Source organism: Kaistia sp. 32K, assembly GCF_016629525.1.
Lineage (GTDB): Bacteria > Pseudomonadota > Alphaproteobacteria > Rhizobiales > Kaistiaceae > Kaistia.
In genome coordinates, this window is sequence record NZ_AP024269.1 from 3,539,849 (window position 1) to 3,566,431 (window position 26,583).

Genomic DNA, 26,583 nt, shown 5'->3' on the forward strand with positions numbered 1-26,583 from the left:
ATGACCGCAACGCTCCGCTCCCTGCTCCGCCACGAGACGATCCTCGCGATCCTGCTCGTCCTGGTGCTCTTCGCGCTGGCGACCCAGTCCGACCGCTTCTTCACCACCGCCAACCTGTTGAACCAGGGTCGGCTGATGGCCGAGGTCGGGCTGGTGGCGCTCGCCATGACCTTCGTGATCGTCACCGGCGGCATCGACCTCTCGGTCGGCTCCATCCTCGGCCTGACGGCGATCCTGCTCGGCGTGTTCTGGCACAATCTCGGCATTCCCCTGCCGGTCGCCATGGTGCTCGCGATCTTCGCCGCCGGCATCGGCGGGCTGGTCAACGGCCTGATCATCACCCGCTTCAAGGTGCCGCCGCTGATCGCGACGCTGGCGACGCTCGCGCTCTATCGCGGCCTCGCCGAGGGCATCAGCCAGGCCCGCTCGGTGCGCGGCTATCCGGACTGGTTCTTCGTGCTCGGCCAGGGCGAGGTGCTCGGCGTGCCGACCCAGCTCTGGATCCTCGGCCTCCTGGTCGTCATCGCCGCCGTCATCCTCGGGCTCACCACCTTCGGCCGCGCCACCTATGCGACCGGCGCCAACGAGACCGGCGCACGCTTCTCCGGCATCGGCGTCGACCGCACCAAGCTGCTGATCTACACGGCCTCCGGCCTCGTCGCAGGCCTCGCCGGCGTCATCTTCGTCTCGCGCGTCTCGACCACGCGCTCCGACATGGGCACCGGCCTGGAGCTCGACGTCATCACAGCCGTGGTGCTCGGCGGCACGTCGATCTTCGGCGGGCGGGGCACCATCATCGGCACCGTTCTCGGCCTCATCCTGATGCAGGCGCTGAAGAACGGACTCGCGCTCTCCGGGGTCAAGGGCGACGGCACCATTGTCGTCATCGGCCTCGTGCTCATCCTCGCGATCGTCGCGAGCAATCTCTTCAGCCGCGAAGGCGACGGCTGATCAAGCAGGGGACGAAGGGGTCTCGCCGCAACAACAAAGGCCCCGGCGTCATTTTGGAGGAGAAGAGCCATGTTGAAGAGAACCGTAGCCCTGGCGCTAGGCCTAAGCCTCGGCGTCAGCAGCGCCGCCTTTGCAGGGAACTGGACGGGCGGCGACGACCTGCCGACCAACCCGCTCGCCTGCGACGGCACCCCGGGCAAGGCCGAGGCCAAGCCCTATGACGGCGGCGTGCCGACCAATGCGCCGGACCGCAAGGCCAAGCCGATCAAGGTAGTCGACGTGCCGAAGCTGATCGGCATCGGCTATTTCAACGCCACCTCGAAGGGCATCGCCGAAGCGGCCAAGGAACTCGGCAATGTCGAGGCCAAGACCGACGGCCCGACCCAGGCCAACATCGACCAGCAGATCTCGTTCATCGACAACTACATCACGTCGGGCGTCGACGGCATCCTGTTCGCCGCCAACGACCCGGTCGCCATCGCGCCCGTGCTGAAGAAGGCGCTCGCCGCCGGCATCAACGTCGTCGGCTATGATGCCAACTCCGAGCCCGACGCCCGCCAGTGGTTCGTCAACCAGGCCGAGTTCAACGGCATCGCCAAGTCCCTGGTCGACAACATGGCCAAGGAAGTCGGCGAGGACGCCTCGTTCGCCATCGTCACCTCGACCTTCACCACGCCGAACCAGGCGCGCTGGATCGCCGAGATGGAGGCCTACCAGGCGAAGTGCCATCCCAACATGAAGTGGCTCGAGACCGTCGAGGCGCAGGAAGACAACGTCCTCTCCTTCAACCAGGCGACGACGCTGATCAACAAGCATGGCGACGACCTGAAGGGCCTCTTCGGCATGACCTCGGTCGCGACCCCGGCAACCGCCGAGGCCGTCACCCAGGCCGGCAAGTGCGGCAAGATCTCCGTCATCGGCCTCGCCACGCCGAACGCCATGAAGCCGTATGTCGAGAAGGACTGCGTCAAGTCGGTCGTGCTCTGGAACCCGGTTGATCTCGGCTATGCCGCGCTGCAGGTGCTGCGCGCCACCGCCGACGGCGACCTGAAGCCCGGCGCGACCTCGGTCAAGGCCGGCAAGCTCGGCGATCTGCAGGTGATCAACGGTTCCGAGATCCTGCTCGGCGCCCCGTTCACCTTCACCAAGGAAAACATCAAGGACTTCGATTTCTGATCGGATCCAGCGCGCGAGGCATGGTCCGCCATGCCTCGCGTTCCTCTCAAGCCCGACGAAAGTCGGATCCATTCTTCCTCTGCGCCTATGGAGACCCGAGCAGAACGCCACGGTCATGCAGGTCCCGATCTCCATCATCCTGAGGAGGCTTTCGAAGAAAGCCGTCTCGAAGGACGCACGGCCTCTGGGCAGGAACTGCACGACCACCCTGCGTCCTTCGAGACGGCCCTTCGGGCCTCCTCAGGATGATGGGACGGCGTGCTGCAAAGATCTGCCGGAGCGAGAGGTCCACGCACGCGCGCGGCGGATGAGGGTTACGGCCTCATCCGGAGAATTCCCTACCCCCTCACCCGGACCTGACGGTCCGACCTCTCCCCATAGGAGAGGTGAAGAGCCGGATTCCACTCGGATGGATGATGCTCTGCCCCTGTTCACCGCATGCCCATCCGGAGCCGGATAGTGTCCATTTCTGCCCATGATCCCGAATTCGTCGCCTTGAAGACGCTGTCCGCCGCGCTCGGGCGCGATCCGCACCGCACCCAGGCGGCCGGCGGCAACACCTCGCTGAAGCGCGACGGCATCCTCTGGGTGAAGGCCTCCGGAACCTGGCTCGCCGAGGCCGAGGATCGCGAGATCTTCCTGCCGGTGGCGCTGGAGCCACTGCTCGCCGCCGTCGCCGAAAACGACGAGCGTGCCGCCAAGGCGACCGATTTTGTCATCGCCGAGGAAAACCCGCTCGGCCTTCGCCCGTCCGTGGAGACCTCGGTTCACGCCGTCATTCCGTTCCCCGCCGTGCTGCACATCCACTGCGTCGAGACCGTCGCGCTGGTCGGCCGGCAGGATGCGAAAGCCGTGATCGCCGCCCGGCTCGAAGGGCTTGCCGGCGTCACCTGGGCCTATGTCCCCTATGTGAAGCCCGGCCTGCCGCTGGCGCGCGAGATCGACGCCGTTTCGAAGCCCGGCACCAATGTCGTCATCCTCGGCAATCACGGCCTGATCGTCGCGGCCGAGACCGTCGCCGAGGCCGGCCGCCTGATCGAGCGCGTCTCGGCGGCGCTGGCCTCGCCCGTCCGCGCCGCGCCGACGGCCGACATAGCAGCGCTCGAAGCGCTGGCCGAGGGTTCGCCCTATCGCCTGCCCGCCGATCCGGCGGCGCATGCGACCGCCACCGATCCCGAACGCCTCGCCATCGCCCGCCAGGGCACGATCTATCCCGACCACGTCGTGTTCCTCGGCAGCGGCATCGCCGTGCTCGACGCGGGCGACACGCCGGCCGCGCTCGCAGCACGATCCCCGATCGCCCCGATGCTGATCGCCGTGCCCGGCAAGGGCGTCCTCATCCACAAGGAGGTCCTGAACGGCGGCGACGCGCTCGCCCGGGCGCTCGCCGACGTCACCGGCCGCATCCCGCCCGGCACGCCGGTGAACTATTTGACCGTCGAGCAGGAACAGGAACTGGTCACCTGGGACGCCGAGATCTACCGGCGCGCGCTCGCCAGCGCCGCCAAGAGCTGACACATGTCGCAGGCCATCGCTGTCCTCGACATCGGCAAGTCGAACGCCAAGCTCGCCTTGCTCGACCGCGAGACCCGCGCCGTCCTCGACATACGGACGCGGAAGAACGCCGTGCTGCCCGGCCCGCCCTATCCGCATTTCGACGTCGACGGCATCTGGGAATGGTTCCTCGACGGCCTCGCGGACTTCTCCACGCGGGCCGAGATCCGCGTCATCGCGACGACGACGCATGGCGCTTCCATCGTCGTGCTCGGCCGTGACGATCTCGCTTTGCCGGTGCTCGACTACGAGTTCGCCGGGCCGGACGAGATCGCCGGCGAATACCGCAAGGCGCGCGGCGACTTCGCCGAGATCCTGTCGCCCGACATGCCGGGCGGCCTCAATGCCGGGCGGCAGCTCTACTGGATGTCGCGCCGCTTCCCGGAGGCGTTCGCGCAGGCCGAGGCGATCCTGCCCTATCCGCAATACTGGGTCTGGCGGCTCTCCGGCCGGCGCGTCGGCGAGGTCACCTCGTTCGGCGCGCATAGCGACCTCTGGAACGGCCGCGCCGGCGACTATTCGAGCCTCGCCGAGACGGAGGGCTGGACAAGACTGTTCCCGCCCCGCGCCGCCGCCTGGGAGACGGTCGGCACGATCCTGCCGGAGATCGCGCGGCGGACCGGCCTTCCGGCCGACTGCCGCGTCGTCGCCGGCATCCACGATTCGAATGCAAGCCTCTTGCCGCACATCCTGTCCCGCCCCCTGCCCTTCACCGTCATCTCGACGGGAACGTGGATGATCACCTTCGCCGCCGGCGGCAGCCTCGACCATCTCGACACGACGCGCGGCGGCCTCGCCTATGCCGACGCCTTTGCCCGGCCGGTGCCCTCGGCGATGTCGATGGCGGGGCGCGAATTCCAGATCCTGACCGAGGGCGAAGCGGCCGAGCCGGACGCGGCGGCGATCCGGGCCGTGATCGATGGACGCGTGATGGCGCTGCCGGGCTTCGTTCCCGGCAACGGCCCGTTCGGGCGGCGGACGGGCAGTTGGACCGTCGATCCCGCCGTGCTGTCGCCGGCCGAGCGGACCGCGGCGGCGAGCCTCTATGTCGCGCTCGTCGCGGAGGCCTGCCTCCGGCTGACGGGATCGGAGGGGCCGGTGCTGATCGAGGGGCCCTTCGCCAGGAACGGCCTCTTCCTCTCGGCGCTCGCCGCGCTGGTCGATCGACCCGTCATCGGCCGGCCGGATGCGACCGGCACCACGGAAGGCGCGGCGCTGCTTGCCGACGGGCCGGATCGCCCGCGCGCCGCGAGCCCCGATCCGGCCCCCGCCGCACCGCTTGGCGACGACTTCGCCGGCTATGCAGCACTCTGGCGGCGCCTCTCCGAGAGCTGACGAGGACCGATCATGCCGAAATCAACCATCGTTCTCGACATCGGCAAGACCAACGCCAAGCTGGCGCTGGTCGACGCGGCGACGCATGCCATCCTCGCCATCCGCACCACGACCAACGCCGTCGTGACCGAAGGGCTCTATCCGCATTTCGACGTCGAGCGGCTCTGGGCGTGGATCCTGGAGGGCCTGCGGGAATTCGCGCTCCAGGCCGAAATCGACTGCATCTCGACGACGACGCATGGCGGCGCGGCGGCGCTGATCGACGGCGACGATCTGGTCATGCCGATCCTCGACTACGAGTACCGCGGGCCGGATTCGATCGCCGAGGCCTATCGGCCGCTGCGCGGCGCCTTCTGGGAGACGCTGTCGCCCGACCTGCCGGGCGGGCTGAATGTCGGCCGCCAGCTCTACTGGCAGCAGGAGACCTTCCCGTCCGCCTTCGGCCGCGCCACGACGATCCTGCTCTATCCGCAATACTGGGTCTGGCGGCTGACCGGCGCGAAAGTCAGCGAACCGACCATGCTCGGCTGCCACACCGACCTATGGAACCCGGAGGCCGGCACCTTCTCACGGCTTGCCGACGACCAGGGCTGGTCCGGCATGGTGCCCCCACGCGTCCACCCCTGGGACACCGCCGGCACGATCCGGCCCGAGATCGCGGCGAAGACCGGGCTGCCGGCCGATTGCCGCGTCGTCGCCGGCATTCACGATTCGAACGCCAGCCTGCTGCCGCATATCCTGCGCCGCCGGCCGCCCTTCTCGGTGATCTCGACCGGCACCTGGATGATCTTCTTCGCCGTCGGCGGCTCGCTCGCCGATCTCGACCCGGCGCGCGACTGCCTCGCCAATGTTGACGCCTTCGACCGCGCCGTGCCCTCGGCCCGCTTCATGGCGGGGCGCGAATTCGCGCTCCTGACCGACGACGCCAAGGTCACGCCGAGTGCTGCCGAGATCGCCCGCATCCTCGACGACAAGATCATGGCGCTGCCCTCCTTCGCGCCTGGAACCGGTCCCTACGCGTTCCAGACCGGCCACTGGAGCCATGATCCGGCGACGCTTTCGCCGGGCGAAAAGGTCGCCGCCGCAAGTCTCTATTGCGCGCTTGTCGCCGACACCTGCCTCCGGCTGACCGGCGCCGCCGGACCGATCGTCGTCGAGGGGCCGATCACGCGCAACGCGCTGTTCCTGTCGGCGCTTGCCAGCGTCGTCGGCCGGCCGGTGATCGCCCGCGCCGACGCGACCGGAACCACGGAGGGCGCGGCGCTGCTGGCGAGCGGTCCGGAGGGCGCCGGGCCCGGCCAGCCCGATCCGGAACCGGCGCCGCCGCTCCCGCACGACGTCGCGGCCTATGTCGCGGCCTGGCGCGCAGCGCTGGAATAGCGCCGATTGACCGGCGGCACTGCTCCTGTAACCTGACCTCGATCGCGTCACGGGGGAGAGCCGCCTGCCACCCGGCAGGAGGACCGTCGGCCGGTCGGGAGAGCCCAGCGTGCATCACGAGACGGTTGCCATCGTGCTCCCGGCGCTTCGACGCCAGCTGCCTGCCGCCTTTCCCGAGCCTGCATCCCCGAAAACGACGACGAACCCCGGGGGCCGGCAGTTGCCCGGCCTTCGGAGGCAATCGCAGGAAAACAATCCAGCAGGGAAAAAGCATGGCCGGAAACTGGACGCTGTCGGAGCTCGAAGCGGCGATCGACGCCGGCACGATCGATACGGTGATCGTCGCCTTTCCGGACATGCAGGGCCGCCTTACCGGCAAGCGCTTCACGGGGCGCTTCTTCCTCGACAGCGCGCTGCATGAGACGCATGCCTGCAACTATCTCCTCACCGTCGACATCGATATGGAGCCGGTGCCCGGCTACAAGGCGGCGAGCTGGCAGAAGGGCTATGGCGACTTCGTCCTGAAGCCCGATATCTCGACGCTCCGCCGCATCCCCTGGCTCGACGGCACGGCGCTGATGCTGGCGGATGTCTGCGACCATCACGGCGAAGACCTCGCGCACGCGCCGCGCTCGATCCTGAAGGCGCAATTGAAGCGGCTTGCCGACCGCGACATGCAGGCGCTCTTCGCCTCGGAACTCGAATTCTACGCCTTCGACGAGACGACCGAGACCGCGACGGCCAAGCGCTGGCGCGGGCTGAAGACGATGGGCGACAACATCGAGGACTACCAGATCCTCCAGACCAGCAAGAACGAGCCGCTGCTGCGCGCTATCCGCAACGGACTCGCCGGCGCCGGCATTCCGATCGAGAACTCGAAGGGCGAATGGGGCCCGGGCCAGGAAGAGGTCAATGTGCGCTATTCGGAAGCGCTCGAAATGGCCGACTGGCACGTGATCATGAAGAACGGCATCAAGGAGATCGCCCATCTCCAGAACCGCGCCGTCACCTTCATGGCGAAATGGCGCTACGATCTCGCCGGCTCGTCATCGCACATCCACTCGTCGCTGCGGGACCGCGCCGGCAGCGCCCTGTTCGCCGATGCCGGCGACCCGCTCGGCATGTCGGCGACGATGAAGTCCTGGCTCGCCGGCCATCTGGCGCTCGCCGGCGAGATGACCTTGTTCCTCGCGCCCTACATCAACTCCTACAAGCGCTTCCAGGCCGGCACCTTCGCGCCGACCAAGGCGGTGTGGTCGGTCGACAACCGCACGACCGGCTTCCGCGTCGTCGGCGAGGGCAAGTCGATCCGCACGGAGTGCCGCATCGGCGGCGCCGACCTGAACCCCTATCTCGCCTTCGCCGGCCTCGTCGCCGCCGGCCTGCACGGCATCGACGAAAAGCTCGAACTCCCGCCGGCCTATGCCGGCGACGCCTATGCGGCAACCGGTCAGCCCGACGTGCCGAAGACGCTGCGCGCCGCGATCGACGCGCTGGACGGATCCGCCGTGCTGCGCGCCGCCCTCGGCGACGACGTCGTGGAACACTATCTTCATACCGCCCGCTGGGAGCAGCTCGAATACGACCGCCGCGTCACCGACTGGGAACTCCAGCGCGGCTTCGAGCGCTATTGAGGCGCCACAGGAACAAAGTCATGACCGCCAACCTCCAGATCATCACCCCCGTCGACGGCTCCGTCTATGCCGAGCGGCCGCTGGCCTCAGAGGCCGAGGTGCTCGCCGTGCTCCGGCGCGCCAGGGCCGCGCAGCGCGAATGGCGCGAGGTCGCCGTCGAGGACCGCCTGCCGATCGCCGCCGCCTTCGTCGACGCCATGGTGGCGGAGAAGGACAAGGTCGCCGAGCTGCTCGCCTGGCAGATGGGCCGGCCGATCCGCTACGGCCATGGCGAGATGCGCGGCTTCGAGGAGCGCGCCCGCTACATGATCGCGATCGCCGAGAAGTCGCTCGCCGACATCGATGCCGGCCCGAAGGAAGGCTTCCGCCGCTTCATCCGCCGCGAGCCGCTCGGCGTCGCGCTGAACCTGCCGGCCTGGAACTTCCCCTACATGACGGCGCTCAACGCGGTGCTGCCAGCGATCCTCGCCGGCAACGCCGTCGTCATGAAGCATTCGAGCCAGACGGCGCTGGTCGCCGAGCATTTTGCCAGCGCCTTCGCCAAGGCGGCGCTGCCAAAGGATGTGTTCCAGTATGTGAACATGTCGCACGAGACGACCGACCGGGTGATCCGTTCCGGCCTCGTCGACCAGGTCGGCTTCACCGGCTCGACCTCGGGCGGTCGCAAGATCATGGCCTCGGTCGCCGGCGCGCCAAATTTCCCGGCGACGACGCTCGAGCTCGGCGGCAAGGATCCGGCTTATGTCCGGCCGGACGTCAACCTGGCCTTCGCCGTCGAGAACATCGTCGATGGCGGCTTCTTCAATTCCGGCCAGTCCTGCTGCGCGATGGAGCGCGTCTATGTGCACGAGGCGGTCTATGACCGTTTCGTCGAGGGCGTCGTCGCGACCGTCAACGCCTACAAGCTCGGCAGCCCGACGGATCCGGCGACCACGCTCGGCCCGGTGGTGCGCACCGCCGCCGCCGACTTCATCCGCGACCAGGTCGACGAGGCCGTGCGCGCCGGCGCGAGGCCGCTGATCGACGCGTCAAGATTCCCGGAGGCGAAGGCCGGCACGCCTTATCTGGCGCCGCAGGTTCTGGTCGACGTCGACCATTCCATGCGCTTCATGAAGGAGGAGACCTTCGGTCCCGCCTTCGGCATCATGAAGGTGAAATCGGACGACGAGGCGATCCGCCTGATCAACGATTCCGAATTCGGGCTTACCGCCGCCATCTGGACGGAGGACCTCGAGGCGGCGGAGGCGATCGGCGACCGGATCGACACCGGCACCGTGTTCATGAACCGCTGCGACTATGTCGACCCGGCGCTCGCCTGGACCGGCGTCAAGGCGACGGGGCGCGGCGCCAGCCTCTCCGTCGTCGGCTACGAGCAGCTGACGCGGCCGAAGAGTTTTCATCTCCGCACCAAAACCGATTGAGCGTTTCAGCCCTCCCCGGTCTTAAGGGCCGGGTGAGGGTTTGCGCCCTTCCCGCAAAATCCCGAACCCTTTCACCCGCCGGCTTCGCCGTCGACCTCCCCCTCAAGGGAGATGAAACAAAGGACACCGAGATGCTCGACCGCTATGCCTCGCTCGTCGCCAACTGGTCCTATCCGACCGCCATCCGCTTCGGCGCCGGCCGTATCGCGGAGCTGCCGGGCGCGCTGGCGACGGCAGGCATCGAGCGGCCGCTCTTCGTCACCGATCCCGGCCTCGTCGCCCTGCCGATCGTTACGAAGGCGTTGGCAATCCTCGACGCCGCCAGCATCCCTCATGCGGTGTTCTCGAAGGTCGACGGCAATCCGACGCTCGCCAACCTGGACGAGGGCCTCGCCGTCTATCGGGCGGGCGGCCATGACGGCGTCATCGCCTTCGGCGGCGGCTCGGCCATGGATATCGGCAAGACGATCGCCTTCATGTCGGGCCAGACGCGGCCGGTATTCGACTTCGAGGATCGCGCCGACTGGTGGACCCGCGCCGACCCGGAGGGCATCGCCCCGATCGTCGCCGTACCGACGACCGCCGGCACCGGCTCCGAGGTCGGGCGCGCCGGCGTCATCACCGACCCGGCGGACCACACCAAGAAGATCATCTTCCATCCCCTTATGCTGCCGAAGGTCGTGATCGCCGATCCCGAACTGACGGTCGACCTGCCGGCGAAGATCACCGCCTGGACGGGCATGGACGCGCTGTCGCATTCGCTGGAGGCGTGGTGCAGCCCGTTCTTCCATCCGATGTCGGCCGGCATCGCGCTCGAAGGCATGCGGCTGGTCAAGGACTGGCTGCCGAAGGCGGTCGCCGACGGCCATGACATCGAGGCGCGCGCGCAGATGCTGATCGCCTCGTCGATGGGCGCCGTCGCCTTCCAGAAGGGCCTCGGCGCCATGCATGCGATGAGCCATCCGAGCTCAAGCCTGCGCGGCACGCATCACGGCCTCACCAACGCCGTCGTCATGCCCTATGTGCTCGCCTTCAACCGCCCGGCGATCGACGACCGGCTGGCGGCGCTGGCGCGGTATCTCGACCTTCCCGGCCAGAACGCGGACGCCGTCCTCGACTGGATCCTGGCGCTGCGCCGCGATCTCGCCATTCCGCACACGCTCAAGGAAATCGGCGTCGACGAATCGGTGCTGCCCGAGGCGGCCCGCATGGCGGAGCTGGACCCCTCCAATGGCGGCAACCCGACCCCGCTCGTCGCGGCGGATTATGAGCGGCTGTTCGAGAACGCCATCCACGGAAGACTCTAAGCTGCCATCCCTCCGCCACGCTCTCGCCCGCAGGCTCTTGCACCGTCCCCTTGCACCCGTCCTCTTGCACCGCCACGCACGACCAGCCATGAAGGGCGCCATTCGCGTCCGGAGAACCTGAAATGCCGAGCCCTGCCGTCACGAGCCCCGATATCGTCTGCATCGGCGAGCCTCTGTTCGAACTCAACCAGGCCAAGGGCGACATCGTGTTCCGGCCGGGCCATGGCGGCGACACCTCCAACTGCGCCATCGCCGCGGCGCGCCAGGGCGCCTCGGTCGGCTACGTCACCGCGGTCGGCACCGACAATTTCGGCGAATCCTTCCTCGATCTCTGGAAAGCGGAAGGCGTCGACACCAGCGCGGTGAAGCGCGACGGCAACGCGCCGACCGGCATCTATTTCGTGACGCACGGCCCTGAGGGACACGTCTTCTCCTATCGCCGCGCCGGTTCGGCGGCGAGCCGCCTGCTGCCGGAGGAACTGCCGGCTGACTACATCCGTGGCGCCAAGGTGATCCACACGTCGGGCATCAGCCAGGCGATCTCCTCGCAGGCGGCCGATTTCGTCTTCGCGGCGCTGCGCACGGCGAAGGAAGCCGGCACGCTCGTCTCCTACGACACCAATCTGCGCCTGCGCCTCTGGCCGATCGACCGCGCCCGCGCCGTCATCCACGCGGCGGCGGCACTTTCCGACATCCTGAAGACGAGCTCCGACGACGCCGAGGCGCTGACCGGCGAGACGGATCCCGACAAGATCGCCGACTTCTATCTCGGCCTCGGCCCGAAGGTCGTCATCGTCACCCGGGGCGCCGACGGCGCGCTGGTCGCGACGCCGGAGAAGCGCCTGGTGATCCCGGCGATCTCCGTGAAGCCGGTCGACGCCACCGGTGCTGGCGACACGTTCGACGGCGCCTTCCTGACCGAATATCTCCGCTCGGAGGATCCGTTCGCCGCCGCCCGCTACGCCAACGCGGCGGCGGGCCTCGCGACAGAAGGTTATGGCGCCGTCGCGCCGATGCCGACCCGAAGCGCCGTCGAAGCGGCGCTCGCCGGACGCCGATGACCGCAAGCGAACCGGTCAAAACCTCCGGGGGGGAGGACGCGACGGGCGGCTTGCGGCCGATGCATCGCTGCGTCCTCTATCTCGGCGGCTATGATCCGGTAACGCCGGAAAAATTCTTCCGGCGCCAGGCGCGCGAGATCGGCCATTATCGCGACACCTGGGGCGTCGAGACAAGCGTATCGCCGCCCGAGAAGGCGGCGGACGGGCATGTCTGGCGGACCGAGATCACCTCGAAGGGCGACGACTGGTCGAGCCGTACCGATTTCCGCCTGCTCGCTTGGGACGATCTGGTGAAGGGCGACTTCGCCCGGCCGATCTGGCAGCGCGTGCCGCTTTCGCTCGGCGTGCTGGCCGATTTCCTCGTCTCCGGCACTGTCTTTCGCTACTTCTTCGCGGCGTGGCGCTTCGCGCTCTATTTCATCGCGCCCTTCATCTTTTCGCTCGCCTTCCTGCTTGTCGCCGCCTTCGTCGCCGCCGAAATCCTGCACTGGCAGCACTGGAGCGCGCCGCTCCTCGCGATCGTCGCCGGCCTCGCCATCTATGCCGGGCTGATGCGCTTCCCCGGCGACCGCTGGTTCGTCAGCCACCTGCTCGACGCGCGCACCTTCATGGGCGAGTACATGCGCGGCTGCCGCGCCGACATGACGGCGCGCGTCGATCGTTTCGCCGACGAAATCGTCGAGGCGGCGCAGTCCGGCCGCTTCGACGAGATCCTGATTGTCGGCCACAGCCAGGGCAGCGTGTTCGCGCTCGAGGCGCTGGAGCGCGCGCTGGCGCGGGATTCGGATCTCGCCCGGCGCGGCGCGCCGGTCGCCATCATGACGGTCGGCTCCTGCGTCCTGCAGCTCGGCCTGCACCCGGCGGCCAAGCAGCTCCGGGCGCGGATCGCGCGGGTCCAAGCGGAAGCGAGCATCGAGTGGATCGAATTCCAGGCGCTGACCGACGTCGTCAATTTCTACAAGACCGACCCGGCCCGCCTGATGCGGCTCGCCAAGCCGGGATCGAGGCCGTTCCCGCATGTCTCGATGGTCCGCATCCGCGAGATGCTGGCGCCGGACGATTACAGCCGCATCCGGAACAGTCTTTTCCGTGTGCATTATCAGTTCGTCATGGGCAATACGCGCCGCTACTTCTATGATTTTTTCTCGATTTGCTGCGGCCCGCTTCGCCTGGGCGACCGCTTTTCGCTGACCCCGTCAGCCAATACGAACGACAAGCGGCCGGGTTTCCCCGCCCGTGACCTGCCGGAGACCTGAGAGGACGACATGACGCAATTTGCCGCCACGATCTGTTGGGTTGCCGGTCTGGTGATCTGGTTCATCATCCGCTACCCGCACCAGCGCCGGGCCAAGAAGCAGCAGATCGTGGATTCCCGCGATCGCGCCAGCCAGCAGTCGCTGGTGGCGATCTCCGTGGTCGGCGTCGGCCTGATCCCGGCGATCTGGGCGCTGACCGGCATGGGCTTCCCCAGGGGCGCCAACCTGCCCTTCTCGCCCGTCGCGGCCTGGCTCGGCATCGTCGCGATCGCCGCCTATCTCTGGTTCTTCTACCGTAGCCACAAGGATCTCGGCCACAACTGGTCGGCGACGCTGGAGATCCGCGCCAAGCACACGCTGGTGACCGGCGGCGTCTACCACTATGTGCGCCATCCGATGTATGTCTCGTTCTGGCTGATGGCGATCGCGCAGGCATTGTTGCTGCAGAACTGGTTCGTCGGCCTCGCCGGCCTCGTCGGCATCGGCATCCTCTATTTCTTCCGCGTGCATAAGGAAGAGAAGCTGATGCTGGACACCTTCGGCGGCGCCTATCGCGACTACTCCCGCAAGACCGCCCGGCTGATCCCGTTTATCTATTGAGGGGCGCGCCGACGAGGGACGAACGTCCCGCCCTCGCCGTCATCCCGGGCTTGACCCGGGATCCATGCAGCCGGGGCATGGGGAGCCTCGCTCGGCAAACGCCTCGGCTGAATGGATCCCTGCTTTCGCAGGGATGACGCGGAGTGTGGGGAAACGCGAGCGCCTCGATTGAGCCGGCTCGGACCATTCAGACGAGCGAGCGCCGGCCAATGACCGGCGCCCGTCCGAGCTAAACCCCTAGTCCTTCATGGCGGCGAGCAGCTTCTCGCTGTTGTTCGCAAACATCTTCAGATAGGTCGGGGCCGGGCCGTCCGGCGGCGACAGCGCGTCGGAGAACAGCGAGCCACCGATCTTGACGCCAGTCTCGCGAGCGATCTGGTTCAGGAGGCGCGGGTCGGTGATGTTCTCGGCGAACAGCGCCGTGATCTTCTCCGCCTTGATCTGGCGGATGATCTTGGCGACGTCGGCGGCCGAGGCCTCGCTCTCCGTGCTCACGCCTTCCGGCGCAATGAACTGGATGCCATAGGCGGCGGCGAAATAGCCGAAGGCGTCGTGGCTGGTGACGATCTTGCGCCGCGCCTCGGGGACGGCGGCGAATTCCTCCTTGAGGCGCGCATCGACGGCCTTGAGCTCGGCGGCGAGCTTGTCGCCCTTCGCCTTGTACTCGGCCGCGTGGTCGGGATCGGCCGCCGTCAACCCGGCGACGATGTTCTCGACATAGATGACGCCGTTCAGCGGGTTCTGCCAGGCATGCGGATCGAGGCTGTGCGAATGGCCGCCCTCGGCGTGGCCGTCGTGATCATGCCCCGCCTCCGCCTTGTCGGCGCCGGCGTCCTGGGCTTCGCCCTCCTCTTCCGCGCCGGTCCAGGCGATCGGCTTGACGCCGGTGGTGGCGATCACCGCCTCGCCCTTGAAGCCGGAAACCTTGATCAGCCGGCTGAGCCAGCCTTCGAGGCCGAGGCCGTTCTCGACCAGAACCGCCGCGCTGCCCATGGCCTTGGCGTCGGCTGGGCTCGGCTCGAAGGTGTGGGCGTCGCCGTTCGGGCCGACGAGCGTGCGGACCTCGACATGGTCGCCGCCGATCTCGCTGGCGAGGTCGCCGAGGACGGAGAAGGTGGCGACGACCTTGATCTTGTCGGCCGCCTGGGCCGGCAGCGCCGTGCTCAGGGCAAGCGCCGCCGCGATGAGCCAAACAGATGACTTCATTGGGTAGTTCTCCTGCAGTGGAAGCGGGTATTCAGCCCCTCAGATGCCTCGCCCGCAGGGCCTGGCTGGCAAAGCTGCCATGTCGGCCCGCGAGTATGGACGCAGCGTGGATCGCGCCGGCCGCCAGGATGATGGCCGGCGAGGTCGGCAGTTCTCCATGATAGGAAACCAGCAGTCCGATCAGCGACGACGCGATGCCGATGACCGCCGAGACGGCGATCTGGCCGGGCACCGTTTCGCTCCAGAAGCGGGCGGAGGCGGCCGGCAGCACGATCAGGCCGACCACCATCAGCGTGCCGAGCGCATTGAAACCGCCGACGAGATTGAGCACGACCAGCGCCAGGAACAGGAAATGCGCGAGGCCGCCGGCGCCGCCGACGCTCTTCAGGAACCCCGGATCGAAGCACTCCGCCACCAGCAGCCGGTAGATCAGCGCGAGCGACAGGAGCGTCACCGTGGCGATGCCGCCGATCAGGTAGAGCGCCGGATCGTCCAGCGCCAGGACGTTGCCGAACAGCACATGCAAGAGGTCGATGTTCGACCCCTTGATCGAGACGATCATCACGCCAAGGCCGAGCGAGACGAGGTAGAAGGCGGCGAAGCTCGCGTCCTCGCGCAGCGGCGTGGTGCGGGCGATGGCGCCGGCGCCGAGCGCCACCAGAAGCCCCGCCGCGACGCCGCCGACCGTCATCGCGAACAGCGAGAAGCCAGAGAGCAGGAAGCCGATCGCCGCGCCCGGCAGGATCGCATGCGCCATCACGTCGCCCATCAGGCTCATGCGGCGCAGCACCAGGAAGACGCCGATCGGCGCGCCGGAGATCGACAGCGCGATGCAGCCCATCAGGGCGCGACGCATGAAGCCGAACTCGGCGAACGGCCCGAAGACCCAATCATAGAAACTCATCACGCAGGCATCTCGCAGAGTTCGGCATCATCCTCGAACGCCTCGTGCAGGCGCCGGGCGCGGGCCAGATTGGCGTCGGTTAGGACCTCCGCCGTCGGCCCCCATGCCACCGTTTCGCGCGCCAGGAGCAGCGTCTCGGGAATGCGCTCGCGCACCAGCTCGATATCGTGCAACACGGTGACGACGGTGCGGCCCTCGGCGTGCCAGGCGGCGATCAGGGCGAGCAGATCCTCGCAAGTCCGCGCGTCGATGGCGGTAAAGGGTTCGTCGAGCAGGATCAACCGCGTGTCCTGAAGCAGGAGGCGCGCGAACAGCGCGCGCTGGAACTGGCCGCCCGAGAGCGTGTCGATGTTGCGGTCCTCGAAGCCGGTCAGCCCCACGGTCGCCAGCGCCGCCTCGACGGTGCCGAGCGACTTGCGGCCGATCGACGAGAAGATGCCGGCCTTGCGCCAGAGCCCCATGGCGGCGACGTCGAGGACGCGCATCGGAAACGAGCGGTCGAGCGCGCTTTGCTGCGGCAGGTAGCCGATATCGTGGCGGCCGATGCCGTCGAAGACGACGCGGCCGCTATCCGGCTTGATCTGGCCGACGATGCCCTTGAGCAGCGTCGACTTGCCGGCGCCGTTCGGACCGACGATCGCGGTGAACGAGCCGGGGCGGAATTCGCCGGAAACGTGATGGACCGCCGGATGACGGCGATAGGAAAGCGTCAGGTTCTCGACGCGGACGGCGGGCGCGGGCTTCTTCAGCATGATGTCACGCGAGCGCCCAGAGGATGCCGACCCAGATCAATCCGACCAAAAGGACCGCGATTATCAGCCGCTCCAGCGCCGAGGCCAGGAACATCGAATAGCGATAGCCCCGCGCCGGGGCGGCGACAGCGAGTGACCGACGCGCAGGACCGTGCTCATGTTGGCCGTGATCGTGATCGCCATGGTCGTGATGATCTTGGTCGTGGCGATTTTGGCCATGATCGCGCGGACCGGCCGAAGCCGGAATCGGCCGAACGGTCGCGCCGACGCCTTCGCTCACCTGTGCCATAGGGGTCCATCTCACTGCTGACTGCGAAATGTTATGTTATATCATTTCAACGGAGGCAAGCCCCCGCACGCATTTTCCCGCCCGCGACATTTTGCACCCGGCGAGCGGCCGCGAAGACCCGCGCGGCAAGCGACACACGGCTACGTTGCGGCCGGCATGCTTTGCTGCGAAGAGACAGAAGAATTGGCTGCGATAACCTTTGCCAATACTGGAATTAGAATAATTTCAGACTGTTACATATTCTTGACTTGCCATCGCAAGAGGTCCACACGTCGGCCAACCGCGCCACGATCGGTGACGCTTTGACGGCAGCTTTTTCGGCTGCCGATTGGAGTGGACGATGGTCTCGATGTCTCGACATTGCCTCTCGCCCGCCCGGCCAAAATCCACCGGGGGTCCCGTCTGATGGCAACGCGCATTCCTGTCGATCCCTCCGGCGCCGTGACGTCCCGCTATCTGGAGCGGCCGCCGGAAAAGCTCGTCGTCGAGGGTCTTCGGCACTGGATGCAGGGCTGCGAACGCGGCTCCTTCACCTGCTGGGAGCGCGCCGCCAACCTCTATGCCGAGGAGCTGGGCGCCACCGAGGGTTCGCGGCTGCTGGCGGCGCTGGCCGATTGGGTCGCCACGCTGCGCAACTGGATGGACCGCCCGGCCGGCCTGTCGCCGTTCGAATGCCCGCGTCTCTGCCGCGACGAATGCCTCGCGGTGACGCTGATCTCCGCCTGCCAGAACCATGACGACGAGAGCCTCGGCCATGCGCTGGGCCGACTGGTGCCGCCCGAGGGCCGTACGGACGTCACCCGATCCACCCGCGCCTTCGCCGAGGCGCTGGCGGAAACCGGCCAGATCCTGATTCCGGTTCCGGGCGCGGTGATCCGCGAGATTGCCGCCCGCCCGTGCCGCCGCCTGTTCCACTGAATTCACCGCACGATTTCACACACCGGAGACGATTGTGAAGATGAAGAAGCTGTTCCTCGCCGCCACGGCAGCGCTGGCCCTTTCGGGCGCGCTGCCGGCCATGGCCGCCGACGCTCCGGCCGCCAGCGCCGTGCTCAAGAACTATGGCGACATCGCCCAGGCCAAGTATGAGGACGCGCTCAGCGGCGCCAAGGCGCTGAACGTCGCCATCGACGCGCTGATCGCCAACCCGAACGACGCGACGCTGGCCGCCGCCCGCGACGCCTGGAAGGCCTCGCGCCCGGCCTACCAGCAGACCGAGGTCTATCGCTTCGGCAATGCCATCGTCGACGATTGGGAGGGCCGCGTGAACGCCTGGCCGCTCGACGAGGGCCTGATCGACTATGTCGACGCCAAGTCCTACGGCGACAGCTCGGATTCGAACCCGCTCTATACCGCCAACGTCATCGCCAACAAGGAATTGCAGATCGGCCCGGACAAGGTCGACGCGAGCGTCATCAACGCCGAGCTGCTGCACAAGCTGCAGGAAGCCGGCGACGTCGAGGCGAATGTCGCCACCGGCTATCACGCGATCGAATTCCTGCTCTGGGGTCAGGACCTGAACGGCACCGGCCCGGGCGCCGGCGACCGCAAGGCGACCGACTACGACACCAAGAACTGCACCAACGGCAATTGCGACCGTCGCGCCACCTATCTCAAGGTCGCGACCGATCTGCTGATCGCCGACCTGGAAGAGATGGCCGCCAACTGGCAACCGGAAGGCGAAGCGCGCAAGCAGCTCGCCGAGAAGGGCGACGAAGGCGGCCTCGCCACCATCCTGACCGGCATCGGCTCGCTCTCCTATGGCGAACTGGCCGGCGAGCGCATGAAGCTCGGCCTGATCCTGCACGATCCCGAGGAAGAACATGACTGCTTCTCGGACAACACCGCCAACAGCCACTATTACGACCAGGTCGGCATGGTGAACGCCTGGCAGGGCAAGTACACCCGCACCGACGGCAGCGTCGTCGAGGGCCCGAGCATCCGCGAGTTCGCGGCCGCCAAGAACGCCGACGCCGCCAAGCGCGTCGACGAGGCGCTCGCCAACACCAGCGCCAAGATGCAGGTCCTGAAGGACACGTCCGACGCGGGCGAGGCCTATGACCAGATGATCGGCGCCGGCAACGAGAAGGGCAACGCCATCGTCCAGGACGCCATCGACGGACTGGTCGCGCAGACCCGCGCCGTCGAGGGCGTGGTCGCTGCCCTCGGTCTGAAGATCAAGATCGAAGGCTCCGACAGCCTTGACAATCCTTCGGCCGTTTCGACCAAGTAAGCCGCCGCGTCACTAACGCGGATCCCCCCTCGGTGCGGCCGCCTCGCGCGGCCGCACCAGCAGAGTTCCAGGCCATGATCTCCCGCCGTAGCGTCCTTGCCGGCTCCGCCGCTCTCGCGGGCACGGCCCTGTTCGGACGGCCCGTGCGCGCGCCCGCCTTCACCCGCGCGCTGCCGCCCCCGGCCCTCCCCGTCGCCGAGACGAGCGTCCCGCTCGTCCTGAACGCCGCGGAGCGTCAGCTGTCGCTCCCCTGCTTCGACGGCCACAATCTGCCGCTCTGGACCTTCACGGAAAAAGCCGAGCCGCCGATCGTCCGGCTGAAGCTCGGGCAGCGGCTCGATACCCATCTCGTCAACGGCCTGACGCGCCCCGGCGAGCACGTCTCGATCCACTGGCACGGCATCCGCCTGCCGAATGACCAGGATGGCGTGCCCTATCTGGTACAGCCGCCCGTCGAGCCGGGCCAGAGCTACGACTATTCCTTCGTGCCGCCTGACACCGGCACCTTCTTCTTCCATACGCACTGCAATTCGGCCGAGCAGATCGGCCGCGGCCTGATCGGCGTCCTGATCGTCGAGGGCGACGCGCCGGAGCCCTATGACGCCGACGAAGTGCTGATGCTGCGCGACTGGCGGATCAGCGAGGACGGCGCCAGCTTCCTGCCGTTCCTGACCATGGCCGGTGCCGGCAAATCCGGCACGTTCGGCACGGTGCGCAGCGTCAACGGCATGCGCAATCCGGAGATCGAGCTGCCGGCCTCGGCCGATGTCCGGCTCCGGATTCTGAATGTCGACCCGACGCGACTGACCGAGATCGGCATCGAGGGGGCGGAGGCCGCCGTGGTGGCGATCGACGGCATCGCCTGCCAGCCCTTCCCGCTGCGCTCCTGGCGCATGGGGCCGGCGATGCGCGCCGACCTCGTCATCCGCACGCCGGCCGATGGCGGCACGGCGACGCTGGTCGACTATTTCGCGGCGAAGCCCGTGCCGCTCGCCCGCCTGGTCGCGCGCGGGCCGGCGCGGCGCCAGGGCCCGTTCGATCCCGGCCCCCTCGCCTCCGGGCGGATCCCGCCGCCGGATGTCGCCAACGCCACCCGCATGCCGATCACCTTCTCGGCGACGGCGACGGGAGCGACGGTGCAAGATCTCGCCGATTCCGGCGCGCCCCTCGGCCCGCTCTGCCTGTCGGAAGCCAATCTCTGGGCGATCAACCAGGCCTCCTGGCCGAGCGACATGCACCAGATCCCGCCGCCGATGGCGCGGCTGGAACGCGGCAAGACCTATATATTCGAGCTGCGCAACGTCACGCCGCACATGCATCCGATCCACATTCACGGCCACAGCTTCACCGTGCTCAGCTCGAACCGGCGCGACCTGCCGCCCCACCATGCCGACACCGTGCTGCTGCAGCCGAAAGAGCGCATGGAAGTCGCCTTCGTCGCCGACAACCCCGGCAAGTGGATGTTCCATTGCCACATCATCGAGCACCAGGAGACGGGGATGATGGCGTGGTACGAGGTGGCATGAGGATGGCGCCGACGCGGCCGTCGCTCGCAGCCCTCGTCCTGCTCGCGGCGCTGCCGGCGGCGGCGCTCGCCGACGGGCTGGACCGCGCCGTCGGCAAGGCGCTGTTCGACCGCATCTGGGTGCAGGCCCCCTCCTCGACCGCCGCCAATGACGGGCTCGGACCACTCTTCAACGAGAAGAGCTGCGCCAGCTGCCACTCCGGCAAGGCGCTGTCGGCCAAGATCACGGCGACGCCGGACGGCACGCTCGCCCAGCGCGGCATCGTCACGCGCCTCGGCGACGCGAAGGGCGTCACGGACCCGGTCTATGGCCGCCAGATCCAGCCGCGCGCCGTCTCGGGGCTGAAAAGCGAGGGCACCGTCACCTACGCGCTGCCGGAGCATCCGGGCGGCGCGCTCGCCGTCATCTTCGCGCCGAGCCGGGGCGATCTCGCGGCGGCGACGCGCCTCGGTCCGCGCCAGGCGCCGTCGCTGCGCGGCATCGGGTTGATCGAAAAGGTCGACGAGGCGGCGATCCTCGCCAATGCGGCGGCGCCGAAGCCGGACGGCGTCTCGGGCCGGCCGCGCATGCTCGAGGTCGACGGCAAGTCCGTCGTCGGCCGCTTCGGCTGGAAAGCTTCGGCGGCGACGCTCGACCAGATGTCCGCCGACGCCTTCATGCTCGACATCGGCATGTCGAGCCCGCTCGCGCCGCATCCGTATGGCGACTGCACCGCGCTCGAGCCCGACTGCCTCGCCATGCCGAACGGCCGCAGTCCCGAGTTCGACGGCGAGGAAATCTCGTCCGAGATGATCCGCCTGCTGAACGCCTATCTCGCCGGCCTCCCGGCGCCCGCCCCCGTCACGCCGACGCCGCCCGGCGCCGCGCTGTTCGCCTCGGCCGGCTGTTCCGCCTGCCACGTGCCGAGCCTCCCGGGTCGCGACGGCAGCCCGGTCACGCTCTATAGCGACCTGCTTCTGCACGACATGGGACCCGGCCTCGACGACGGCGTCGGCGAGCCCGGCGTCGCCTCGAACGAATGGCGGACGCCGCCGCTCGTCTCGCTCGCCTTCCGCACCGGCGATAACAGCCGCTTCCTGCATGACGCCCGCGCCGGGACGCTGGATGAGGCGATCCGCGCGCATGGCGGCGAAGCCATGGCGGCAAAACTGCGCTATGAAGCCCTGGCAGCGGCCGAGCGGGCCGCGCTCATCGCCTATCTGGAAACGCTATGATCGCGATCACCAAACGCCTGCTGCTGCTCTCGCCGCTCCTGATCGCGGCGAAGCGCGCCTTCGCGCAATCCGGCGATGCGCCGGAACGACAGGGGCCGAGCCCGGAGGCGCTGGCGATCGTCGCCGACAAGGCGATCACAGGCTATTTCATCCCCGCCTACGAGCGATTGCAGAAGGCCACCGCCAAGCTCGTCGCCGCGATGGATTTGAGCTGCAAGAGCCCGAGCGCGACGCCGGATCCGGCCGTGCGCAGCGCCTTCGAGGCCGTCCTCCAGGCCTGGGCCGGGGTCGATTTCCTCCGCTTCGGGCCGATGGCCGAAAAGGCAAGGCTCGAGCGCTTCTCCTTCCTGCCCGATCCGCACGGCACCGGCGCGCGGCAGCTGCGCCAGATCCTCGCCCAGCCCGACCCCAGCCTGCTCGAGCCCGGCGCGATTGCACGGAAGAGCGCCGCCGTGCAGGGCCTTCCCGCCTTCGAGGCGCTGGTGTTCGGCGCCTCCGACGATGCCGAGACGGCGGCCTATCGCTGCCAGCTGGCGCTCAGGATCGCGGAGAATTTGAACACCATCGCTGGCGAGGCCGTCACCGAATGGACGAAGCCCGGCGGCTGGCGCGAGCAGATGCTGAAGCCGGGCGGCGCCAATATCGTCTATCGCGACGCCACCGAACCCCTGGTCGAGATCCTAAAGGCTGTTGTCACCGGCCTGCAGCAGATGCGCGACCAGCGCCTGCTGCCGGCGCTCGGAAAGTCTTTCGCCACGGCGAAGCCGAACCGCGGCGCCTTCGTCCGCTCCGGCGAGAGCTTCGCCTATCTGAACGCCTCCATGGACGCGATCGAGGCGCTGGTGGAACGCTCCGACGTGTTCAGCCTGACGCCGAACGACGCCGCGACGCTGCTCGCGGCGACCGAGGCGTCGTCGACGGAGTTCCGCAAGGCGATCAACGTCGGCAAGCCCTGGAACGAGGCCTTCGCCGATCCGGCCGCCTATGACAGCCTGAAGCACGCCTTCGACGTGCTGAAGACGATCGAGGACATCTTCAACTTCCGTTTCGCGGAGGCGGCGGGGATCTCGCCGGGATTCAATGCGCTCGACGGCGACTGAACCAGGCGGCTTCAGGGCCTTCGCCGGCCGCGCGCTCCGCGCGATCCTTCCCTTCGCCGGCGAGGCCGGGGGCGCGACGGAGCGGCAGGTCTTCGTCTCCTCGGTCCGGGTCGGCCCGCGTCAGCACATGCTGATGCTGATCGACGAGCGGGGCGGCATCGTCGGCCGCATGCCGCTCGCCGGTCGCGGCCATGACATCGCGATCGACCCGGCGCGCCGGCGTGTCGCCGTGTTCGCCCGCCGCCCCGGCTACTTCGCCGTCCTCGTCGACGTCGCCTCCTGCGAGCCGCTGGCGACGATCACCCCGCCGGAGGGGCACCATTTCTTCGGCCACGGCATCTTCTCCGCCGATGGCCGGCTGCTCTATGCGACCGAGAACAATTTCGACGGCGAGCACTCGCGCGGCGTCATCGGCGTCTACGACGTCTCGGGCGGCACCTCCGCTCGGATCGGCGAGTTCGAGACGCATGGCGTCGACGCGCACGAGATCCTGCTCGCCCCGGACGGCCGCACGCTGGTGATCGCCAATGGCGGCATCGAGACCCATCCGGACTATGGCCGCCAGAAGCTCAACCTCGCCGAAATGCGCCCCTCGATCGTCCGCATCGACAGCGAGACCGGCGATCTCCTTGAGGAAGCCGTGCTCGATCCGGCTCTGAACCGCCTCTCCATGCGCCACATGACCTTCGACGGCGGCGGCAATGTCTGGTTCGGCTGCCAGTGGGAGGGCGCGCGCAGCGAGCGGCCGCCGCTGGTCGGGCGCATCGGCAAGGACGGCAAGGCGCAATTGATGAACTTCCCCGATGGGATCGCACCGCTGGCGCGCAACTATATCGGCTCGGTCGTGGCGAGCCGCGACGGCTCGACCATCGCCACCTCCTCGCCGATCGGCGGCCAGCTGTTCTTCTGGGACGCGGCGAGCGGCGATTTCCGCGATTGCGTCGCCCTGCCGGACGGCTGCGGCGTGGCGCCGACCGAGGGCGAAGCCTTCCTCGCCACCGCCGGCGACGGCCGCGTCATGCGGACCGAACACGGCCAGCTCGCCCCGCTCGCCCGCCGCCACGAGCAGTTCGACAACCATCTGCGTAGGGTCTAGCAGGGACCCGGTCGGGATCGCGGCGTGGGCCGGCTACGCCGGCAGTGCCGCCTTGTCCCGCTTCGCCAGCGCGCGTTCGTCGTCGACGATGTAGTCGCGGATCACCGGCACGTCGTCGCGCTGCGACGAGAGCAGCAGTTGGTAGACCATGTTGGAGCCGTGCAGGAAGCCGAGCTCGACGGCGGCGAGATAGAACTCCCACATCCGCGCGAACCGCTCGCCCTGCATGGCGACGACTTGCTCGCGCACGGCCATGAAGCGCTCCCGCCAGGCCTTGATCGTCCAGTAATAGTGCAGCCGCCAGATCTCGCAGTCGTCGACCCAAAGCCCCGCCTGCTCCGTCGCCGCGAACACCTCCGAGAGCGCCGGCACATAGCCGCCGGGGAAGATGTACTTGCGGATGAAGGGCGCGGTCGAGCCCGGCGGCGACATGCGGCCGATCGCGTGGATCATGGCGAAGCCGCCCGGCTTCAAGAGCCGCCGCACGGTACGGAAATAATCCTCGAAATGGGCGACGCCGACATGCTCCATCATGCCGACCGAGACGACGCGGTCGAACTGGCCCTCGAGCTTGCGATAGTCGATCTCGACGAACGTGACCTTGTCGGCGACGCCCGCCTCCTCGACCCGGCGCCGCGCGGTCGCGAGCTGGTCGGTGGAGACGTTGATGGCGGTGACCTTGGCGCCGCAATGGACAGCGAGATAGATCGCGAGCGAGCCCCAGCCCGAGCCGATCTCGGCAACCGTCATGCCGGGCTCCAGCTTCAGCTTGGCGGCGATATGGCGGAGCTTGTTGATCTGCGCGCTCTCCAGATCCTCGTCGGGACGGCTGAAATAGGCGCAGGAATAGTTCATGCCCTCGTCGAGCCAGAGCCGGTAGAAGGCCTCGGGCAGGTCGTAATGCGAGCGGGCATTGTCGGCGGCGACGCCGACGACATTCGCCTGATGCCGGCGCTTCAGCATCTTCCACGCCTTGCGCAGCGATTTCTGGATCGGATGCGCGGCGAGCCCGGTGCGGTTGACCGAGAAGAGCAGCAGCAGGTCGTAGATCGAGCCGCCGTTCTCGACGACGAGCCGCCCGTCCATATAGGCCTCGGCGGACTTCAGCTCTGGATTCAAAAAGATCTCGCGCTCGACGGCCTTGTCGGTGAAGCGGATGGTCACGTCGGGACCGTTCTCGCCGGAGCCGAAGATATGCCGGGTGCCGGAATGATCGAGAACGGTCAGCCGCCCGCTCCGGACGAACCGCTTCAAAAGGTGAGACAGCAGGCGCATGCACATTCCCCCGTTTCAGCCCCGATGAAAGCCTCTCGATCGCCTTTGTGCAACCGGAAAGGCGTCGCATCCTGCACTCCGTAACAATTCGACACGCCGAGGTTGCGGCTCGATCGGGCGAGCGGGCCGGCAAAACAATGGTTTCCACTGCCGTATCAAACGTTTAACCATGCCGCGCGATCCTCTAGGATCCCCCGACAGGCCGTGCGCAACGGTTCGCGGCTTCCGGAGAACGACGAGACATGGCCAAGCCCAACCTTCATACCGTCGCGGCCCATGCCGGCGTCTCGATCGCGACCGTGTCGAAGGTGGTCAACGGCGTGCGCTACGGCATCTCGGAAGCGACGCTGGAGCGGGTCCAGGCCTCGATCGAGGAGCTCGGCTACCGGCCGAACCGCTCCGGCCGCGGCCTTCGCACGCTGCGTCGTTCGATCATCGGCATGGCGATCGTCGACCCCTCGCCGACCTTCCTCGCCGATCCGTTCACGACCCATCTGGTCGCCGGCCTCTCGAACTATCTGAGCGACCGGGGCTTCGGCCTGCTCCTGCACGGCATCAAGCCGAAGCAGGTCGAGACCTCCTTCCTGGTCAAGGAGAACGTCGTCGACGGGCTCTGCATCATGCTGTCGGGCTCGGCCCAGCTCCGGCTTCAGAACACAAGACTGTTCAGCAAGCTCGGCCATCCGCTGGTGGTGTTCCAGGATCGCGCCGCCGAGGGCGTTCCCGACACCTGCTTCGTCAACCAGGACGACGCCGGCGGCGCGGCGGCGCTGTCGCAGCTCGTGCTCGCCCGCAATCCGAAATCGGTGCTGATCGTCATCCCGGACATCTTCTGGCCGGCCATCGAGCTGCGGCTCGAAGCCTATTGGCAGTCGATGAAGCGCGCCGGGGTCGCGGCCAAGATCATCCGCTGCGACGAAAGCAATCCCGCCGCGATTGCCGAGGCGATCGGGGATCATCTCGACAAATCGGGCCTGCCGGATGTGATCGTCGGCGCCAACGACAAGATCGCCCTCGTCGCGCTGCGCATCCTGGAAGGGCGGGCGGCGCGCGTGCCGGACGACGTCGCCGTCACCGGCTTCAACGCCTTCGCCTCGAACGACTATGCGGGTCTCGACCTGACAACGGCGCGCTCGCCCGCCTATGAGATGGGCGAGACCGGCGGCCGGCTGCTGCTCGAGCGGCTGGAGAGCGGACGGTTCGAAAAACGCGAATACACGCTTCCGGTCAGCCTCGTGCCCGGCGCGACGGCCTGAGGCCAAACAAAACGGCCATGGCGGGGCTGCCATGGCCGAATTCGAAAAATCGACGGT

Annotated in this window: 23 protein-coding genes; 18 read left to right on the top strand and 5 right to left on the bottom strand. The window is 67.9% G+C overall.

Features of this window, described 5'->3' with window-relative positions; all coding sequences use genetic code 11:
- The 11 genes from K32_RS16445 (at window position 1) to K32_RS16495 (ending at window position 13,675) form a co-directional block, all read left to right on the top strand.
- A complete protein-coding gene (locus K32_RS16445; protein WP_201400560.1) occupies window positions 1-951 on the top strand; it encodes an ABC transporter permease in 951 nt (316 codons plus the stop codon).
- A gap of 69 nt (window positions 952-1,020) precedes the next feature.
- Window positions 1,021-2,127, top strand: a complete 1,107-nt coding sequence (locus tag K32_RS16450; protein WP_201400561.1) for a substrate-binding domain-containing protein — start codon at window positions 1,021-1,023, stop codon at window positions 2,125-2,127.
- A gap of 459 nt (window positions 2,128-2,586) precedes the next feature.
- Window positions 2,587-3,642 (top strand): class II aldolase/adducin family protein, encoded by a 1,056-nt coding sequence (locus K32_RS16455; RefSeq protein ID WP_244669549.1) that lies wholly within the window; start codon window positions 2,587-2,589, stop codon window positions 3,640-3,642.
- Between the two features lie 3 nt (window positions 3,643-3,645).
- Complete coding sequence (locus K32_RS16460) at window positions 3,646-5,016, top strand: FGGY-family carbohydrate kinase (RefSeq protein ID WP_201400563.1); 1,371 nt, start codon at window positions 3,646-3,648, stop codon at window positions 5,014-5,016.
- A gap of 12 nt (window positions 5,017-5,028) precedes the next feature.
- Entirely contained in the window at window positions 5,029-6,396 is a 1,368-nt protein-coding gene (locus K32_RS16465; protein WP_201400564.1) for an FGGY-family carbohydrate kinase, read from the top strand.
- A 272-nt stretch (window positions 6,397-6,668) separates the two neighbouring features.
- A complete protein-coding gene (locus K32_RS16470; RefSeq protein ID WP_201400565.1) occupies window positions 6,669-8,030 on the top strand; it encodes a glutamine synthetase family protein in 1,362 nt (453 codons plus the stop codon).
- Window positions 8,031-8,050: 20 nt separating this feature from the next.
- The gene (locus K32_RS16475; protein WP_201400566.1) at window positions 8,051-9,451 is read left to right on the top strand and encodes an aldehyde dehydrogenase family protein; all 1,401 of its coding nucleotides are present in this window, start codon (window positions 8,051-8,053) and stop codon (window positions 9,449-9,451) included.
- Between the two features lie 131 nt (window positions 9,452-9,582).
- A complete protein-coding gene (locus K32_RS16480) occupies window positions 9,583-10,758 on the top strand; it encodes an iron-containing alcohol dehydrogenase (protein WP_201400567.1) in 1,176 nt (391 codons plus the stop codon).
- 122 nt (window positions 10,759-10,880) lie between these two features.
- A complete protein-coding gene (locus tag K32_RS16485) occupies window positions 10,881-11,819 on the top strand; it encodes a sugar kinase (RefSeq protein WP_201400568.1) in 939 nt (312 codons plus the stop codon).
- A 59-nt stretch (window positions 11,820-11,878) separates the two neighbouring features.
- Window positions 11,879-13,075, top strand: a complete 1,197-nt coding sequence (locus K32_RS16490) for a lipase (RefSeq protein WP_210342758.1) — start codon at window positions 11,879-11,881, stop codon at window positions 13,073-13,075.
- Window positions 13,076-13,084: 9 nt separating this feature from the next.
- A complete protein-coding gene (locus K32_RS16495) occupies window positions 13,085-13,675 on the top strand; it encodes a protein-S-isoprenylcysteine O-methyltransferase (protein WP_201400570.1) in 591 nt (196 codons plus the stop codon).
- A 237-nt stretch (window positions 13,676-13,912) separates the two neighbouring features.
- Here K32_RS16495 and K32_RS16500 read toward each other — a convergent pair whose 3' ends face one another.
- From K32_RS16500 to K32_RS16515, 4 genes are read right to left on the bottom strand one after another with little or no spacing between them, the layout of a single operon-like run.
- Window positions 13,913-14,881: a metal ABC transporter substrate-binding protein gene (locus tag K32_RS16500; protein ID WP_201400571.1), complete on the bottom strand. Its 969-nt coding sequence runs from the start codon at window positions 14,879-14,881 to the stop codon at window positions 13,913-13,915.
- 31 nt (window positions 14,882-14,912) lie between these two features.
- Window positions 14,913-15,785, bottom strand: a complete 873-nt coding sequence (locus K32_RS16505) for a metal ABC transporter permease (RefSeq protein WP_201400572.1) — start codon at window positions 15,783-15,785, stop codon at window positions 14,913-14,915.
- Window positions 15,785-16,537 carry a metal ABC transporter ATP-binding protein gene (locus K32_RS16510; RefSeq protein WP_201400573.1) on the bottom strand — a complete coding sequence of 251 codons (753 nt, stop codon included), beginning with the start codon at window positions 16,535-16,537 and terminating at the stop codon, window positions 15,785-15,787. Before K32_RS16510 ends, K32_RS16505 begins: the two co-directional genes overlap by 1 nt.
- Window positions 16,538-16,541: 4 nt before the next feature.
- On the bottom strand, window positions 16,542-16,817 hold the full coding sequence (locus K32_RS16515; protein ID WP_201400574.1) for a hypothetical protein: 276 nt from the start codon (window positions 16,815-16,817) through the stop codon (window positions 16,542-16,544).
- 414 nt (window positions 16,818-17,231) lie between these two features.
- Here K32_RS16515 and K32_RS16520 point away from each other — a divergent pair, with 414 nt between their 5' ends.
- The 6 genes from K32_RS16520 to K32_RS16545 all read left to right on the top strand — a co-directional run bounded on the left by K32_RS16520 (window position 17,232) and on the right by K32_RS16545 (window position 23,995).
- Window positions 17,232-17,744: a hypothetical protein gene (locus K32_RS16520; RefSeq protein ID WP_201400575.1), complete on the top strand. Its 513-nt coding sequence runs from the start codon at window positions 17,232-17,234 to the stop codon at window positions 17,742-17,744.
- Between the two features lie 40 nt (window positions 17,745-17,784).
- Complete coding sequence (locus tag K32_RS16525) at window positions 17,785-19,059, top strand: imelysin family protein (RefSeq protein WP_201404529.1); 1,275 nt, start codon at window positions 17,785-17,787, stop codon at window positions 19,057-19,059.
- A 74-nt stretch (window positions 19,060-19,133) separates the two neighbouring features.
- A complete protein-coding gene (locus K32_RS16530; RefSeq protein WP_201400576.1) occupies window positions 19,134-20,585 on the top strand; it encodes a multicopper oxidase family protein in 1,452 nt (483 codons plus the stop codon).
- Window positions 20,582-21,799, top strand: a complete 1,218-nt coding sequence (locus K32_RS16535) for a di-heme oxidoredictase family protein (RefSeq protein ID WP_201400577.1) — start codon at window positions 20,582-20,584, stop codon at window positions 21,797-21,799. Before K32_RS16530 ends, K32_RS16535 begins: the two co-directional genes overlap by 4 nt.
- On the top strand, window positions 21,796-22,899 hold the full coding sequence (locus K32_RS16540; protein ID WP_201400578.1) for an imelysin family protein: 1,104 nt from the start codon (window positions 21,796-21,798) through the stop codon (window positions 22,897-22,899). Before K32_RS16535 ends, K32_RS16540 begins: the two co-directional genes overlap by 4 nt.
- Window positions 22,880-23,995, top strand: coding sequence for a DUF1513 domain-containing protein (locus tag K32_RS16545; RefSeq protein WP_201400579.1), 1,116 nt, complete (start codon window positions 22,880-22,882; stop codon window positions 23,993-23,995). The genes K32_RS16540 and K32_RS16545 overlap by 20 nt, the downstream gene beginning before the upstream one ends.
- 33 nt (window positions 23,996-24,028) lie before the next feature.
- On the opposite strand, the gene K32_RS16550 is transcribed toward K32_RS16545, so the two are convergent.
- Window positions 24,029-25,270, bottom strand: a complete 1,242-nt coding sequence (locus tag K32_RS16550; RefSeq protein WP_201400580.1) for a cyclopropane-fatty-acyl-phospholipid synthase family protein — start codon at window positions 25,268-25,270, stop codon at window positions 24,029-24,031.
- Window positions 25,271-25,512: 242 nt separating this feature from the next.
- On the opposite strand from K32_RS16550, the gene K32_RS16555 reads away from it, so the two are divergent.
- A complete protein-coding gene (locus tag K32_RS16555) occupies window positions 25,513-26,526 on the top strand; it encodes a LacI family DNA-binding transcriptional regulator (RefSeq protein WP_201400581.1) in 1,014 nt (337 codons plus the stop codon).
- Window positions 26,527-26,583 lie beyond the last annotated feature (57 nt).